The sequence below is a fragment of the Jonquetella anthropi DSM 22815 genome (genome assembly GCF_000237805.1).
Classification (GTDB): Bacteria; Synergistota; Synergistia; order Synergistales; family Dethiosulfovibrionaceae; genus Jonquetella; species Jonquetella anthropi.
The window spans coordinates 1,052,664-1,068,112 of sequence record NZ_CM001376.1; the positions used below are offsets into that span (position 1 = coordinate 1,052,664).

Annotated in this window: 10 protein-coding genes, 1 tRNA gene and 1 pseudogene; 9 read left to right on the forward strand and 3 right to left on the reverse strand. The window is 58.9% G+C overall.

Translation table 11 applies throughout. The features are described from left to right. Window positions 1-38: 38 nt before the first annotated feature. A complete protein-coding gene (locus JONANDRAFT_RS04835) occupies window positions 39-1,580 on the reverse strand; it encodes an ABC transporter substrate-binding protein (protein WP_008523009.1) in 1,542 nt (513 codons plus the stop codon). 1,226 nt (window positions 1,581-2,806) lie between these two features. Between JONANDRAFT_RS04835 and JONANDRAFT_RS04840 the strand changes: the two genes are divergently transcribed. The 7 genes and pseudogenes from JONANDRAFT_RS04840 (at window position 2,807) to JONANDRAFT_RS04870 (ending at window position 11,382) form a co-directional block, all read left to right on the forward strand. Continuing rightward, window positions 2,807-3,499: a GntR family transcriptional regulator gene (locus JONANDRAFT_RS04840; RefSeq protein ID WP_008521416.1), complete on the forward strand. Its 693-nt coding sequence runs from the start codon at window positions 2,807-2,809 to the stop codon at window positions 3,497-3,499. Between the two features lie 46 nt (window positions 3,500-3,545). Next, on the forward strand, window positions 3,546-4,556 hold the full coding sequence (locus JONANDRAFT_RS04845) for a uroporphyrinogen decarboxylase family protein (protein WP_008521418.1): 1,011 nt from the start codon (window positions 3,546-3,548) through the stop codon (window positions 4,554-4,556). A gap of 39 nt (window positions 4,557-4,595) precedes the next feature. Then, a complete protein-coding gene (locus JONANDRAFT_RS04850; protein WP_008523012.1) occupies window positions 4,596-5,873 on the forward strand; it encodes an L-cysteine desulfidase family protein in 1,278 nt (425 codons plus the stop codon). A gap of 66 nt (window positions 5,874-5,939) precedes the next feature. Continuing rightward, window positions 5,940-6,956 carry an ornithine cyclodeaminase family protein gene (locus tag JONANDRAFT_RS04855; protein WP_008521421.1) on the forward strand — a complete coding sequence of 339 codons (1,017 nt, stop codon included), beginning with the start codon at window positions 5,940-5,942 and terminating at the stop codon, window positions 6,954-6,956. A gap of 33 nt (window positions 6,957-6,989) precedes the next feature. Next, complete coding sequence (locus JONANDRAFT_RS04860; protein ID WP_008521423.1) at window positions 6,990-8,519, forward strand: ABC transporter substrate-binding protein; 1,530 nt, start codon at window positions 6,990-6,992, stop codon at window positions 8,517-8,519. A 45-nt stretch (window positions 8,520-8,564) separates the two neighbouring features. After that, window positions 8,565-10,085, forward strand: coding sequence for an ABC transporter substrate-binding protein (locus JONANDRAFT_RS04865; RefSeq protein ID WP_008523013.1), 1,521 nt, complete (start codon window positions 8,565-8,567; stop codon window positions 10,083-10,085). A gap of 335 nt (window positions 10,086-10,420) precedes the next feature. Continuing rightward, window positions 10,421-11,382 (forward strand): annotated as a pseudogene (locus JONANDRAFT_RS04870) (M20 metallopeptidase family protein). Window positions 11,383-11,442: 60 nt separating this feature from the next. On the opposite strand, the gene JONANDRAFT_RS04875 reads toward JONANDRAFT_RS04870, so the two are convergent. Next, complete coding sequence (locus JONANDRAFT_RS04875; protein WP_008521425.1) at window positions 11,443-12,939, reverse strand: S10 family serine carboxypeptidase-like protein; 1,497 nt, start codon at window positions 12,937-12,939, stop codon at window positions 11,443-11,445. A gap of 204 nt (window positions 12,940-13,143) precedes the next feature. On the opposite strand from JONANDRAFT_RS04875, the gene JONANDRAFT_RS04880 reads away from it, so the two are divergent. Next, a tRNA-Pro gene (locus tag JONANDRAFT_RS04880) sits at window positions 13,144-13,220 on the forward strand. A gap of 57 nt (window positions 13,221-13,277) precedes the next feature. Further along, window positions 13,278-14,063 carry a 16S rRNA (adenine(1518)-N(6)/adenine(1519)-N(6))-dimethyltransferase RsmA gene (gene rsmA, locus JONANDRAFT_RS04885; protein ID WP_008523015.1) on the forward strand — a complete coding sequence of 262 codons (786 nt, stop codon included), beginning with the start codon at window positions 13,278-13,280 and terminating at the stop codon, window positions 14,061-14,063. A gap of 54 nt (window positions 14,064-14,117) precedes the next feature. Here the strand turns inward: rsmA and der are convergent, their stop codons facing one another. Then, window positions 14,118-15,440, reverse strand: coding sequence for a ribosome biogenesis GTPase Der (gene der, locus JONANDRAFT_RS04890; RefSeq protein WP_008523016.1), 1,323 nt, complete (start codon window positions 15,438-15,440; stop codon window positions 14,118-14,120). Between the last annotated feature and the right edge of the window lie 9 nt (window positions 15,441-15,449).

Below are 15,449 nucleotides of genomic sequence, written 5' to 3' on the forward strand. Positions count from 1 at the left end.
AGACGTGCCGTGCTGCGTTGGAAAAACTTTTGACGCCGTTACTTCAGCCGCTCCTGCTCGGGATAGTGGACGTTGCCCAAGTAGTTGACCTTTCCGTCGTACAGGTCTTCGAGCCCGATGATGTCCTTCTGGCCGCCGTTCAGCTCGTCAGCGTGAGACAGATACACGAACGGATGCAGCTCGTTCAGCCGATCCCAGATCTTCTGGAACAGCTCGGAACGCTTGTCTTCGTTCGCCGTCTGAGTGGCTTCCTTGATGTACCCGTCAACCAGTTCGTCCTTCAGGAACGTCTTGTTGGTCGAACCAATGGCCGGAATCGTGAACAGCGACTGCCAGTAGATGCCCGCGTCCCGGTTCGTCTGCATGCCCCACGTGCCCAGATACATGTCGTGCTTGCCTTCCTTGAGCTTGTCGTCGAACACGGCGTTCTCGAACACCTGAACGTTCACGTTGATGCCAACCTGAGCCAGCATGGACTGGATAACCGTCGCCCCGTCAATACGGTCCTGAGCGTTGATAACCCACAGATTCAGCTCCAAAGGCAGCTTGACCCCAGCCTCGGCCAGCAGCTTTTTCGCTTTTTCCGGATCGAAGGGCCACGGCTTAGCGTCTTCAGGGAACCACGAGCAGGCGGTCGGAAGCGGCCCCTTCGGTGTCACCGCGTTGCCGTTATAGACCACTTGGTTATAGGCGTCCTTGTTGATGGCGTACTCAATCGCCAAGCGCACCCGCGGGTCAGACAGCTTGGGGTTCTGCGTGTTCATGCCCAGGTGAAGGAGAACCAGACCAGGCGCCTTGACGACCTTGACGTCGCTGCTTTCGCTCAGCCGATTGAAGTCGCCCGACGGCACTGCGTAAATCATGTCAACCTTGTTGGTCTCCAGCGCGATGACCCGGCTGCTGTCATCCGGCAGCACAACGAACGTCATCTTCTCCGCGTAGGGCTTCTCTCCCCAGTAGTCCTTAAAGGCCTCAAGCTCTACTTTTTCGCCCTTCGTCCAGCTGACGAACTTATACGGGCCGGTGCCAACTGGATGACGGAAATATTCCTTGCCGGCCTCTTCGACGGCCTTGCGGTTCATTATGGAGGCGTAGGGGTGCTTCATCGAGCCGAGGAACCCGCCGACCACGCCGTTGGTTCGCACAATGACCGTGTACTTGTCGATGATCTCGAATCCGTTCGGGTCGATGTAAATCCCCTTCGACTTGGCAAACACCGACTGAGCCGGATCGGTCACCCGCTTGAGGGAGAACACCACGTCGTCGGCGGTGAGCTCTTCGCCGTTGTGGAACTTAACGCCTTTGCGAAGGTGGAACTTGTAGGTCACGTCGTCGAGCATTTCCCAGCTTTCAGCCAGCACTGGAACCAGCTTGCGGGTCTTGCCGTCAACCGTGACTAATGGCTCATAAATCTGTTTCTGCATGGAGAAGGAAAACGTGTCGACCGAGTTCTGAGGGTCAAAGTTCTTCGCGTCGATCGCCACGCCAACGCGAAGCGTCTCTCCCCGTCCGCCGGCAAAAGCGACGGACGACAGTCCTAATAGGGCTCCGACAGCCAAGATAGCCAGTTTTCTGTTCATCGTAAATTTCTCTCCCCTCGAGTATTAGCGCGGCCCTGTGAAAAACTGCGCTTTAAGCTGCCACAACTCACGTATCACAGGTTAAGTCGTTTTTGCCGCTTGAACACAGTATAACAGACTTTATACAATTTTCAATGCTCACATGACATGGTAAAGCGACAAAAATTAATCCTTGTTTTAGGGTGTTTTTCCCGCCTCTACAGAAATTATTTCAGCAAACACTACAAGTCCAGCGAACTTCTCAAGCCTAGAATAAATTTCAAATAATAAATAACATATATTCTTTTTATAAATCGACGAGTGGCCAGGCCGTTTCATCCTGTTTTTTCGTCGTCATATTTTTTGTTCGTCTTTATTTGAGGTTAATTGTATAAAACAAGAGAAAATTTTCCGCCTCAGCTCTTTATTTATTAAATGCTTTTTCTGACTTTTTAGCTGTCTGAAAAAAAAAGAACCACCACATATTCTTTCGACGAATAAAATTTTCACCAGTTTTCCCTCCGCCGTCGGTCCACCGCTGACCGATACGGCGAAAAAACTGCTTTTGGAGAGACCGTCTCATTTTCTGCGCCAAGCTACGCCGGCCGGCCCCTGCTGTTTGGCTGGTGACAGATCTTCTTTTAAAGTCCAACGCCCCTTCAACAGGAGAAACGCCTTTCGCCTTTCGCCTTTCGCCTTTCGCCTTTCGCCTTTCGCCTTTCGCCTTTCGCCTTTCGCCTTTCGCCTTTCGCCTTTAGTGGTCTTTGGTCTTTGGTCTTTGGTCTTTGGTCTTTCTCAGCTTGTCCTTCGACTTTTTCCACCCTATCAAGCCGAAGTCCATGGACGAGCGCCCCTGCTTTCAAGAACTTTCATAAATTGGCCACAAAAGACGTCAAATTTTATACATATTTGCCGCCCTGTTTTCGCCTATCCGAATGGTTCACTCGCGCGCACCTTGACATCGAGGCTCAAGGTCTGCCATAAGATTCTCGATTCGCTCGAATGCAGCTGCATTTTATCGTCTTACCCAACAAGGCGGCGCCTTCTCGAACTCAACAACCCAGAATTGATCGGCAACCATTTGCTTCGTCTCTTGCCTTTTCTCGCTTGATTGTATAAAATCAGCTCAGGAGGGCGATCACATGAGCGCACCAACTCAAACAATGCAGAAATCTCTGCCGAATCCTTCGACAGATGAATGCGGGCCCAAAACAACCCCCCACGAGTCAGATAGCGAACGGCAGACCATGAGGCTGACGGCTACTGAACGGGTCTACGTCGAGATAAAAGACGCCATTCTCAAGGGGGAGTACAAGCCGGGCCAGCAGCTCCGACAGGACGCTCTGGCGTCGAATTTCGGCGTGAGCCGAATCCCGATCCGAGAGGCGCTGATGCAGCTTTCCCGGGAAAACCTCGTTGTTTTTTCGCCGTTCAAGGGCGCCGAGGTGGCATCCTTGTCCATTCAGGAACTTCGGGAAACATTCGAGGTCTGCTTTATTCTCGAGGCGGCGGCCATGCGGTACTCCATCGACGTTATCACCGACGAGCAGATCAACAAGATCGAGCGGGCAATTCGGGGATCTGACACGGCTGAGCCGTCGCTTCTTGCCGTCGATGGGTCGACGAAGTGGGATTTTCATCAGGCCCTTTACGCCGTTTCAGGGCGGTCCAAGCTCGTCGCCCTGATCGACGCCCAGCACGTGGCCGCAGAGCGGTACACCCGGCTGTACCTGCACCTGATGCACGATAAGGGAGATTCTACTAAGGACCACTTGGCCATACTGCAGTGCTGCCGGCTGCGCAACTCCGCAGAGGCGATCCTGATTCTCCACGAGCACCTGCGCAAGGCCTGCCAGAGGCTTTGCGAGTACATTTATCCTCAGTACACGGCGGCGGACACCGACGGCTCGTATCGAGCGCCGCTGTTTCCGCCCATGTAGTTTTTCTGCTTGACAGCATCTCAACTTAAAGGAGGAAACGATCATCATGTCTCTCACTCACAAGCAACGCGTTGAACGGGCTTTGGCCCACCAAGAAACCGATCGGATTGCATACAGCATGTGGATGCACTTCCCCAACAGGGACCGGCATCCCCGCCGCCTGGCCGAGCTGAGCTTGGCCAATCAGGTGAAGTACGATCTGGACTTCATCAAGTTCATGCCGTTCGGCATGTACTCGACGATTGACTTCGGCGTCGACCTGGATGTCTTCCCCGGCTACACCGAAGCGCCGGTTCTGCACGCCCCGATCATTAAAGACGTTAAGGACTGGGACAAGATTCACTTCGTCCCCGGCACCGCCGGCGAGTACGCTGTCGTGCTCGAGGCTCAGCAGCTGCTGTTCGAGATGATGGACGAGCGGATCCCGTTCCTGCAGACCGTGTTCAGCCCGATGACGACGCTGGCCAAGATGTGCAGCCCGAAGGTCCTTGTGGAACACCTGCGCCAAGATCCGGCTCGGATTCACCGGGCGCTGGAGATCGTCACCGCTACGACGCTCGAGTTCATGAAAGCGTCGGTTGAGCTTGGCGCCGACGGGTTCTTCTTCGCTTCTCAGCTTTCCGGCGAGGACGCGATGACGTCTGAGGAACATACGGCGTTCGTCAAGTACTACGACAAGGAGCTGCTGAAAGCTACCGCGTCCCAGACGTGGTTTAACGTTCTGCACCTGCACGGCCCCAAGGTTCGCCTGAAGGAAGTTCAGGATTACCCGGTTCAGGGGCTGAGCTGGCACGACCGGGATGACGGCCCGTCGATGGACGAGGTGCGGTCCTACAGCGACAAGACGTTCGTCGGCGGCCTGAGCTGGGGCAGCAACTGGCTGGGCAAGACCGATGAAGAGGTCACCGCGGAAGTTCGAGAGGTAGCGTCCCGGCATGACGGCAAGGGAATCATTCTTGGCCCTGGCTGCGTCATTGCGCCGCAGACACCTGAAAGCCGACTGCAGCTCGTGCACTCGACCGTTGTTGAGTGTACCCGCTCCTGTTGTCGCTGTTGAGCTGCCGGTACGGTACCGGTACTTTTGGAGGGGTTGAACTTGTTCACCATCACAGAATTTCTGCAGCAGGAAGTTAAACCGGCCCTTGGATGCACCGAACCGGGAGCAGTCGCCTTGGCAGTCGCCAAAGCGTGCGAGCAGCTGCCCGGTACGGCTGAGAAGCTGGATGTGGTCGTCAGCGACAGCATCTATAAAAACGGCATCGCGGTCGGGGTTCCCGGTACGAACGGGCTCCGGGGCAACGAGATCGCCGCGGCGCTGGCCGTGTTCTGCGGCAAGAGCGCCTATGGCTTGGAAGTCCTGAAGGACGCCTCTCCGGAGGACCTGAAAGCCGCCAAGGACTTTATGGCCGCCGGCCACCTGTCGCTCAAGGCCAACGGCAAGCCGGGCGTGTTCGTCCAGGCCGTCGCGACCCGCGGGGCCGATACCGGTGAGGCGATTATCGAGGGCAGCCACGGCAATATCGTTAAGGCGCTACAGAACGGAAAAGTCACGTTTGAAGCCGCCGCAGCTACCGGCGCCGGAGCTTCCGTCCCAGTGGCCGCGCAGGTTTCGACCATGAACTTTGACGACGTGATGGCACTGGCCGATCAGCTGTCCCCTGCTGACGAGGACTACGTGATGAACGGCGTGGAGATGAACCTGAAGATCTCCAACTACGGCTTTGAGAACCAAGTCGGCCTCGGGCTGGGACGGGCTGTGAAGAACGCCGCAGGAGCCAGATACGACGAGGATCTGGCCGCGCAGGTCAAGGCTATTTCGGCCGCCGCGTCCGACGCCCGCATGGCCGGGGTTTCGCTCCCCGTCATGAGCAGCGCGGGCAGCGGCAACCACGGCATCACGGCCATTCTGCCGGTCTACGTGGTGGGCAAGTACTACGGAAAAAGCCGATCCGAAATCGCCCGGGCCATTGCCTACAGCCATCTGGCTACCAGCTTCATCAAGAGCCGGATGGGACGGCTGAGTCCGGTGTGCGGCTGCGCAGTCGCTGCCGGCGCTGGAGCGGCAGCCGGTATCGTCAACATCATGGGCGGAACGAACCAGCAGGCCCAAAAGGCGATGGAACTCCTGCTGGGGAACATCATCGGCATGGTCTGCGACGGCGCCAAGGAGTCCTGCGCCCTCAAGGTGGGGACCGGAGCGACCGAGGCGTTTTACGCGGCTCAAATCGCCCTCAGCGGCGGCGGCATGGCCGTCTCCCAAGGCGTCGTGGACATTTCCGACTTCCGCAAGACAGCGGACAACGCCGCCCGGCTGAACCGTGAGGGCATGAAGGACGCCGATCACACCCTGATTGACATTATCTCCCACAGATAACAATAGAAACCTAAAGACCCGGGGCATATATAGCCCCGGGGTTATTGTAAATGGAGGTGCTCAGGAGTGAAGTCTGTCCGCATTCGTTTTCTGTCCCAAGAGGACATCCTGTCACTAAATCTCACGTCAACGCAAATCGTTTCGGCCCTTGAACGAATGCTCGTTTCTCACGGCAAAAAGTTGGTGCAGATGCCGCCGAAACCGGCGATCTTCCCCCGTGAGGGGCGCAAGTACGACTACATGCACGCCATGCCGGCCTACGCGTCCGACCTGGACGTATGCGGCCTCAAGTGGCTTTCTCGCTCGTCAGAGAACGAGCGGGATCGGGATCTGCCCCAGTTCACCGGCCTGCAGGTGATGAACGATCCGGACAGCGGCGTGCCGCTTGCCGTCATGGACTGCCGCTGGATCACCGTGGCAAGGACGACAGCCGTTTCCGTTCTCACCGCCCGACTCTGCTCGCCCCGCGCGCCGAAGGTGATGGGCCTTTTGGGGACCGGCCTTCAGGGCAGGTTCCACGCCCTCATGCTGGCTCAAGAGCTGCCGACCGTGAAGGAAATCCGCGTCTACAACCGCACCGAGTCGAAACGGGACGAGTTTATCCGTCAGATCGCGCCCAAGCTGCCCGGCGTAAAGCTGGTTCCGGCCACGATGGAAGAGGCCGTCAGGGACTGCGACGTGGTGGCAGCAGTCGGCCCCGGCGGGCACGGAATCCACTTGGACTGGATCGCCCCCGGATCGCTTTTCATTTCCATCAACTTGGCGCAGCCGCTGGCTCCCGACGCCGTCGCCGGCGTTGAGCGAATTTTCACCGACGACGCCAAACAGTTCTTGAACCGTTTTGAGACCGAGCCGGACGCGTTCGGCGGCAAGCCGGAAGTGGACGGCGAGCTGAGCGAGCTGGTACTCGGGAAAAAACAGCCGCGGATCGCGCCTTCAGATCGAGTGCTGTCGCTTAACTTGGGTATGGCGATCAGCGACTTGGCCTTAGGGGACCTCATTTACCGCGAGGCCGAGGCCAGAAACGTGGGAACCGTGCTTCCCCTGATGGAACAGGAAGACCTCTGGCCGGTTATCGGCTAGAACATAAAAACTGATTTAAAAGGTGGGGATGTTATGAAACGGAAGCTGTTGTTCTGTACTTTGGCTGCGCTGGCAGCCCTTGCGGTTGGCGCGTCTCTCCCGGTCTTCGGACAGGAAAAGGACACGCTGGTGGTAGGAGTGAACGTGGACGCTAAGAACCTCGACCCGCAGAACTCGGTCGACACGGCGTCGTTCTCCCTGATTAAGCAGGTGTTCGAGCCTCTTGTCACAGTCGACGGCAAGACCCGTGAGCTCGTCCCCGTGCTGGCCGAGAAGTGGGAACGGCTCGACGACGCCACCTACAAGTTCTACCTCCGCAAGGGCGTCAAGTTCCACAACGGCGAAGAGCTCACCGCCGACGACGTGGTGTTCTCCCTCAAGCGGGCCACCGACCCGACCCAGTCGGTCTACGCCGGATCCAGCGGCCGCTTTATCGACCCGAACGGGTTTGAGATCATCGACAAGTACACGGTCATCGTTCGGACGAAGGGCCCGGTCGGCGGGTTCCTGTTCAACATGAAGCACCCCTACGCCTCCATTTTCTGCCGCAAGGCGGTAGAAGAAGCGGGCAGCGACGTGTCCCGCCGCCCGATTGGCACCGGCCCGTTCAAGTTCGTCAGCTGGAACAAGGGCGAAAAGCTCACCTTGGCCCGATTTGACGACTACTGGGGCAAGAAGGCCAACTTCAAGAACCTCGAGTTCCTCATTCTTCCCGACGAGAGCAGCCGGGTCATCGCGCTAGAAACCGGCAAGGCCGACTTCATCTACGCCGTGCCCAGTAGCGACGCGGAGCGAATCGACCAGAGCGACAAGGTTCACGTCACCAAGGGGCCCAGCATGGTGCTGATGCACCTCGGGCTGAACACCAAGAGTCCGAAGCTGTCCGATCCTCGGGTCCGTCAGGCCATCGACTACGCGCTGGACAAGAACGTGCTGAACCAAGTGGTCTATCAGGGCAACTCGGAAGTTCCAGCCGGCCCACTGCTTCCCGTCAGCATGTGGTATCCCAAGGACGCCAAGCCTTGGCCGTTTGACCAACAGAAAGCCAAAGAGCTGCTAGCCGAAGCAGGCGTCAAGCTGCCGTTGGAGCTGAACCTGTGGGTAGTCAACGCTCAGGAACGAATCGACTTGGCGACGGTTATCCAGTCCATGCTGGCTCAGGTTGGCATCAACGTGAACGTGCAGGTGTTTGAAAACGCCGTGTTCGAGGAGAAGATCAAGTCCGGCCAGCACGACATGTACATCATTACTTGGGGTATGCAGACGTCCCGCGACCCAGCGATGTACTGGCAGACCATGCTCTACTCCACGGCCGCCGGCACAACCAACAAGTCGTTCACGTCCGACCCCAAGCTCGACGAGCTGATTGACGCGGCGTTGGCCTGTCTTGACATGGACAAGAGAAACGAGCTGCTTCAGCAGCTGTGGAACCGAATTCTCGAGTACCACCCCATCATCCCGCTGGCACTGCCCAATGAGCTGTACGGCTCTGACAGAAACCTTCAGGGCGTCGACGACCTGTACGACGGGAAAATCAACTACCTCGGCAACCTGCACTATTAGCCCTGCGAGACCTATTCCACTCGCCTCACAAAAGGAGTGACTCCTGTGAAAAAGAGTTTTCTCGTTCTCGCTCTGACGGCCGCTCTGTGCGCCTGCGCGCTGCCCGCCGCCGCTGATCCCAAGGACACATTGGTCGTGGGGGTGAACGTGGACGCCAAGAACCTCGACCCGCAGAACTCGGTCGACACGGCGTCGTTCTCCCTGATAAAGCAGGTGTTCGAGCCTCTTGTCACAGTCGACGGCAAGACCCGCGAGCTCGTTCCCGTGCTGGCCGAAAAGTGGGAACGGCTCGACGACATCACCTACAAGTTCTATCTCCGAAAGGGCGTCAAGTTCCACAACGGTGAAGAGCTCACCGCCGACGACGTGGTGTTCTCCCTCAAGCGGGCCACCGACCCGACCCAGTCAGTCTACGCCGGCTCCAGCGGCAAGTTCATCAACCCGAACGGGTTTGAGATCATCGACAAGTACACGGTCATCGTTCGCACCAATGGCCCTGTGGGAAGCTTTTTAGCCCACATGAAACACCCCTACGCCTCCATTTTCTGCCGCAAGGCGGTGGAAGAAGCCGGCAGCGACGTGTCCCGCCGGCCGATCGGCACCGGCCCGTTCAAGTTCGTCAGCTGGAACAAGGGCGAAAAGCTCACCTTGACCCGATTTGACGACTACTGGGGCAAGAAGGCCAACTTCAAGAACCTCGAATTCCTCATTCTTCCCGACGAGAGCAGCCGTGTCATCGCGCTGGAGACCGGCAAGGCCGACTTCATTTACGCCGTGCCCAGCAGCGACGCGGAGCGAATCGACCAGAGCGACAAGGTTCACGTCATCAAGGGCCCCAGCATGGTGCTGATGCACCTCGGGCTGAACACCCAGAGCCCCAAGCTGTCCGATCCTCGGGTCCGTCAGGCCATCGACTACGCGCTGGACAAGAGAGTGCTGAACCAGGTGGTCTATCAGGGCAACTCGGAAGTTCCAGCCGGTCCGCTGCTTCCCGCTCATATGTGGTACCCGAAGGACGCCCAGCCATGGCCGTTCGACCAACAGAAAGCCAAAGAGCTGCTGGCCGAATCGGGAGTCAAACTGCCGTTGGAGCTGAACCTGTGGGTGATCAACGCTCAGGAGCGAATCGACCTGGCAACGGTTATCCAGTCCATGCTGGCTCAGGTTGGCATCAACGTGAATGTGCAGGTGTTTGAAAACGCCGTGTTCGAGGAGAAGATCAAGTCCGGCCAGCACGACATGTACATCATTACCTGGGGCGCTCAGACGACCAGAGACCCGTCGTTCTATTGGCAGACCATGCTCTACTCCAAAGCTGCCGGCACCACCAACAAGTCGTTCACGAAGAACCCGGAAATCGACAAGTTCATCGACGAATCAATCTCCACTCTGGAGCAGGAAAAACGCTTTGAAGTGTTTGCCAAACTCTGGGACGTCATTCAGGCGTATCACCCCATCGTCGCGTTGGCCCTGCCTAATGAGCTTTACGGGGCCCGTCGGGACCTGAAAGGGACCGAGGACCTGTGCGACGGAAAAATTAACTACCTAGGCAACCTGCACTACTAGCAGTGACGCCGCCGAGGCCGACCTTGGTCCCGGCGGCTTTTTTGCGCTTTTTTGCCTGACGGCTATCCGCGTCAATCGCTAAGGAGGGGTTTTGTTGACATCACCAATTCTTTCAGCGGCGCTTTCGATTAAGGATGAAATCATCGCCGACAAACGGCGCCTTCACTCCTACCCGGAGCTGGGCATGAAGGAACGCCTGACAACCGAATTTGTCCTTCACCGCCTCGGTGAGCTGGGCATTCCAACTCAGCCGTTAGATCTTGAAGTGGGAGCCGTCGGACTCATTCGCGGGAACGGCAATGGCCCTGAGAGGGACAATTGCCCTTCGAGCCGACATGGACGCCCTTCCCATTCAGGAGACCGCCGACGTGCCGGACAAGTCGACTATCAGCGGCGTCATGCACGCCTGCGGCCACGACTGCCATACTGCGATGCTGCTCGGCGCGGCGAAGCTACTGATGGGCCGGAAGGACAGTTTTCAGGCACAGTGAAGCTGCTGTTCCAGCCCGCCGAGGAAACCCTTCAGGGCTCCAGGTACCTTATCGACCACGGGGCTCTGGAGAACCCTCACGTGGACACGATCATCGGGCTTCACGGCACGTCGGACTTCCACACCGGCGAGATGGCGTTCCTCGAGGGCCCGGCGATGGCGTCGTCTGACTCGTTCATCGTGACAGTCACAGGAGAAGCCAGTCACGGCGCGTATCCTCACGTTTCCGGCCGAGATCCGCTTCTGGCGGCGGCCAACTGTATCGTCGCGCTTCAAGGGCTGGTGACCCGCCAGTTCAACGCCATCGATTCCTTGGTTCTTTCGGTCTGCGAAATTCACGGCGGCAAGGCGCCGAACGCAATTCCTCAGGCCGTCTCTTTCAGCGGCACCGTCCGAACGCAGTGCGAAGCCGTCCGGCGTCAAGTCGAAGGCCGAATGAACACCATGCTGGCCGACATCTGCGCCGGGTATGGCTGCACCCACACGACAGAGTACCGGTACGGCGTTCCGCCGCTGGTCAACGATCCGGAGATGGTCGCGTCAGCCCGTCGGGCCGCTTGTAATCTGTTGGGTGCTGATAAGGTCAAGACTCTACCCTACCCGTCCATGGGCTCCGAGGATTTCGCCTTTTACGGCGAGAGGGTACCCAAGTCGGTCTTCGCCCGGCTGGGAGTCTGGACTGCCCAAAAGCCACAGCCAAAGTACCATAACGGCGAGTTCGTCTTCGACGAAGACGCTTTGCCGCTGGGGACGGCGTTTTTCGTCCAAATCGTTCAGGAACTGTTAGGACCTTCTGCGGGCCACTGAGTACAGCAAGACGAGGGCCCGACGCTCAAATGAGCGTCGGGCCCTCGTCTTATCTGTCAGTTACCGGGCAAGTGTCCGGCTGTAAAACTCTTTCAGGTCGCGCCGCAGCTCCAGCCGGGCGTCCATGTTGGTATAGAGCATGTGGCCGCCCCAGTAGCGGCGAAGCGTTATCTGGCCCATCAGCTCGCGTGGGATCGGCAGGTGGTTCAGACAGTACTGGGTCGTGTCGATGCTACAGTGAATGTCAAAGTACCCGCACCCGACGAAAAGCCCCATGTCGGGGAAGCGCTTCATCGCCAAAGCGATCTGTTCCAGCGAGCTGATGAAGCCGCCGGCTCGGGTCGGAATGCCTTCCAGTTTCGTCTCGTACCCGCTGAAGAAGTTCCACGCCGGCGCGACGTACGCGTCGTTGAACAGGTAGTACTCCCGCTCCGGACCGGCGGGCAGCCGATCCCCGAAGTAATCGTGAAGAGCAGCCAGCGCCGGGTACGACACCCTAAACGAGCTCGGCTCGGTATCGCCCTTGTAGCCGTGCTCCGGCACGGTGAGCCGGGAGTCGAACAGGCTGACGGCCTTCCCTTCGTCGGCCAAGAGCAGGCCGGCGAATCGGCTGTGGAGCACCTTCAGGTTCATGTCCTCCACCTGAGCAACCGTCAACCCGGTGTATTCGGCCAGCTTGGCGGCGCAATCAGCCCGCTCTTTCTCTGTCAAGCAGTTGACGCCCTTCCACAGGAGCGGAACGTACTCGCTTTTCGCCCAGTTGCCCACTTCTTCCCGCAGCTGATCGACCGTCAGGGCCTGAAGACGGCTGCTGAGCTTTTTGTGGTACCACGCGCAGACAGCCATTGCCGGCAGCGTATGCACTAAATGACGCTCCAGCAGGGCGGTAGTGTTCAGCTCGGCGTATGAGAACGCCGGCGACAGGGCCACAAACGCCTCGGGCATGATGCCTCGGTCCTGCAGCTTCGTCAGCAGCCGGCCGCCTCTGACGCCGCCGTAACTCTCGCCAAAGACCACGACCGGATCGGCCCAGCGGCGCTGTTTTGTCAGCCAGACGCGGATAAACTCAGAAAAGGCTTCCGCGTCCTCGTCAACGCCGCAGTACCGCTTGAGCAGGTCTTTATCCCAGCCAGCCCCGCGGCTGAAACCGGTACCCAGCGGGTCGATGAACACGAGGTCGGTGAAGTCAAGGATCGTGCCCGGGTTGTCTTCCAGCCGAAACGGCGGGCGGGGCACGTCAAGCCCGTGATCCGACTGGCAGAGCGCCTTGGGAGCCAAGCCGCCAACGTGAAGGTAAATCGACGACGTGCCGGGACAGCCGTTAAACGCGAATGTCACTGGCCGACACGCCCGCTCCAACTCGCTCAAGTTCTTTTTCGTATAGGCAGCGTAGAACCACTCGCACCGCTGATCATCCTGATCGCCGTACAGCGGCAGCTGGCCGACCGTGCAGGTGTAATCCAGCCGTTCTCCGTCCAGCTCGATAGAGTCGTCAAAACTGCTCTCAGGCTGGCGGGCCTGAAATGCCCCTTCTTCGCCGACGCGAATATCTTCCATGTCTGCATCCCCTTTTGGAAGGTTCTCAGCAGCCCGGTCTCAATCTGAGCTGTTAGGATTTTATACTATCACTTTTGCCCCGACCTCTCATCGTCAGCCCGGCTGAAAAAACCATTCAAGCGAGGCCGCTACAATATTTAGAATAAAGTCAGACCTTGCGGACACTTGACTGACCGGGGCCAGCTGGTATAATCTTCACTGTTGCGGGACGTAGCGCAGTCTGGTAGCGTACCTGAATGGGGTTCAGGTGGTCGGAGGTTCGAATCCTCTCGTCCCGACCATGTCAAATGTTCGAGCGGCCGCCCAAGGCGGCCGCTCGTTTTTTAGGCGGTGATCCTATGGAACGATTCGTCCATCGCACCCAGCTGGGTCAAAATTTTCTCGCCAACGGCGCGGTCATCGACCGGGCCGTCGCCCGCGCGGAGCTTCGCGAGGACGAAACCGTCCTCGAAATAGGCGCCGGTCAGGGCGTCCTGACGTCCGCGCTTCTGGCCTCGCCAGCTCGGTTCGTCCACTCGTTCGAAATCGACCGACGGCTCGAGCAGTGGCTGGCTCCGCTTGAGTGCTCACGGCTTGCCCTGCACTGGGGCGACGTGATGAGCTTTCCTCTGGCCGAGCTCGACCCACTGCCCACCGCCGTCGTGGCAAACATTCCCTATCACATCACCACGCCGCTGATCTGGAAGGTTCTCGAAGAGCTCGCCCCGCGCGGCTTGACGCGGCTCGTTCTGCTGGTGCAGAAGGAAGCGGCCGAGCGGCTGTGCGCCCCGCCGAGGACAAAAGCCCGGTACCCGCTTGGCGTGACGATTGAGGCGATGGGCAACGCCGAGACGTTCATGAAGGTGTCCCCCGGCTCGTTCGTCCCACCGCCGAAGGTCTGGTCGGCTCTGGTCCATATCCAGCTCGTCCGGCGGCATGAACTGGCGCTGAACGCCCTCTGGCGCCGGCTTCTGCGCGACGCGTTCGCCCAGCGGCGCAAAAAGGCCCTGAACTCGCTTGAAGCCGCGGGACGAAACAAAGAGGAGACGGCTCGAGCCTTTCAGGACTGCTCCATCAGCCCAAACGCCCGGGCTGAGGAACTGACAACCGACCAATGGCTGGCGCTGTTGGAAAAAACCTCATAAAAGAGAGACCTTCCGTCCCGTTGAGCCGGGCCGGAAGGTCTCTCTTTTTTGCGCTTACGCTGGGTTCTCTTTCTTTCTGCCACGCCAGAACAGGCGAAGCGGCACGCCGGAGAAGTCCTCCAGCTCGCGGATCTTTTTCCTCATATGGTTCTCAAACGCCTGCGTGACCAGCTTGGGATCGTTGACGAAGAACACGAACGTCGGCGGCACGTCGGAGCTTTGAGTGCAGTAGAAGATGCGCAGGAGCCGGCCTTTTCCGTCGCTGGGAAGCCGCTCAAACGCGAGCATGTCCCTGACGATCCGGTTGAGAAGCGCCGAGCTGAACCGAGCCCGCCGCCGGTCGTACACGCCGGCAGCCAAGTCGAGCAACTTATGCAGGCCTCTGCCCGAGAGGGCGGACGTGAAGAGCCTCGGCGCGTCCGCGGCGAACCGAAATTCCTCGTCCAGCTTTTTTGTCATCTCGTCGCCCGGCCGCTCGCCGGTGATGAGGTCCCACTTGTTGACCACTAGGACGAGCCCTTTGCCCCGGTCGAGGATTTCGGCCACAAGGCGCTGATCCTGTTCTGTCGCCGGCTCGGACGCGTCCATGATGAAGACGGCCACGTCGCACTCGTCCACGGCCTGCATGGTCCGCACCGACGAATAGAACTCGACGTTCCCTTTCTGACGGCTTTTGCGCCGCAGCCCGGCGGTGTCCACGATTCTGAACGTCCGGCTGTTTTGAGCCGTCTCCCAGTCGATGGCGTCCCGGGTCGTTCCTGCCACGTCGCTCACCAGAGAGCGGTCCTCGCCGGCCAGCCTGTTGAGTATGCTCGATTTGCCGCAGTTGGGCCGCCCGACGAGGGCGATTTTTATGACTTCTTCGGCCTCCGGCGGGAGCTGGCGGTCTGGGAGGACCGCGCAGACGGCCTCTTTCAGCTCGTCAATGCCCCGGTCGTGAAGCGCGCTGACGCCGATGACCTTGTCAAAGCCCAGCGAGTACGCTTCCATGGCCAGATCGTCGTGCTTCCAGTCGTCCAGCTTGTTGATGACCACGATGACGCGGGACGAGGCTTTGCGGAGCACGTCGGCCACGTCCTGATCCATCCACGTGACGCCTGACGGGCCGTCAACCACGAACAGAACCGCGTCGCTTTCTTCGATGGCCTGCTGTATCTGGCCTCTCATGGACCGCATGATCGGGTCGTCGTCGCGAAGCAGTAGGCCGCCGGTGTCAACAAGGTAAAACGAGCGGTCTCCCCACTCGACGCGGCCGAAGAGCCGATCCCGGGTGACGCCCGGTTGGTCGTCCACGATGGCCCGGCGGCTGCCGACCAGACGGTTGAAAAGCGATGACTTGCCCACGTTCGGGCGGCCGACGATAGAAACTATTGCCATAACAAACTC

What these genes read in the sequence shown, in the direction of transcription:
- JONANDRAFT_RS04835 (WP_008523009.1), bottom strand. Translation starts at nt 1,580, where the DNA reads ATGAACAGAAAACTGGCTATCTTGGCTGTCGGAGCCCTATTAGGACTG.
- JONANDRAFT_RS04840 (WP_008521416.1), top strand. Translation starts at nt 2,807, where the DNA reads ATGAGGCTGACGGCTACTGAACGGGTCTACGTCGAGATAAAAGACGCC.
- JONANDRAFT_RS04845 (WP_008521418.1), top strand. Translation starts at nt 3,546, where the DNA reads ATGTCTCTCACTCACAAGCAACGCGTTGAACGGGCTTTGGCCCACCAA.
- JONANDRAFT_RS04860 (WP_008521423.1), top strand. Translation starts at nt 6,990, where the DNA reads ATGAAACGGAAGCTGTTGTTCTGTACTTTGGCTGCGCTGGCAGCCCTT.
- JONANDRAFT_RS04875 (WP_008521425.1), bottom strand. Translation starts at nt 12,939, where the DNA reads ATGGAAGATATTCGCGTCGGCGAAGAAGGGGCATTTCAGGCCCGCCAG.
- rsmA (WP_008523015.1), top strand. Translation starts at nt 13,278, where the DNA reads ATGGAACGATTCGTCCATCGCACCCAGCTGGGTCAAAATTTTCTCGCC.
- der (WP_008523016.1), bottom strand. Translation starts at nt 15,440, where the DNA reads ATGGCAATAGTTTCTATCGTCGGCCGCCCGAACGTGGGCAAGTCATCG.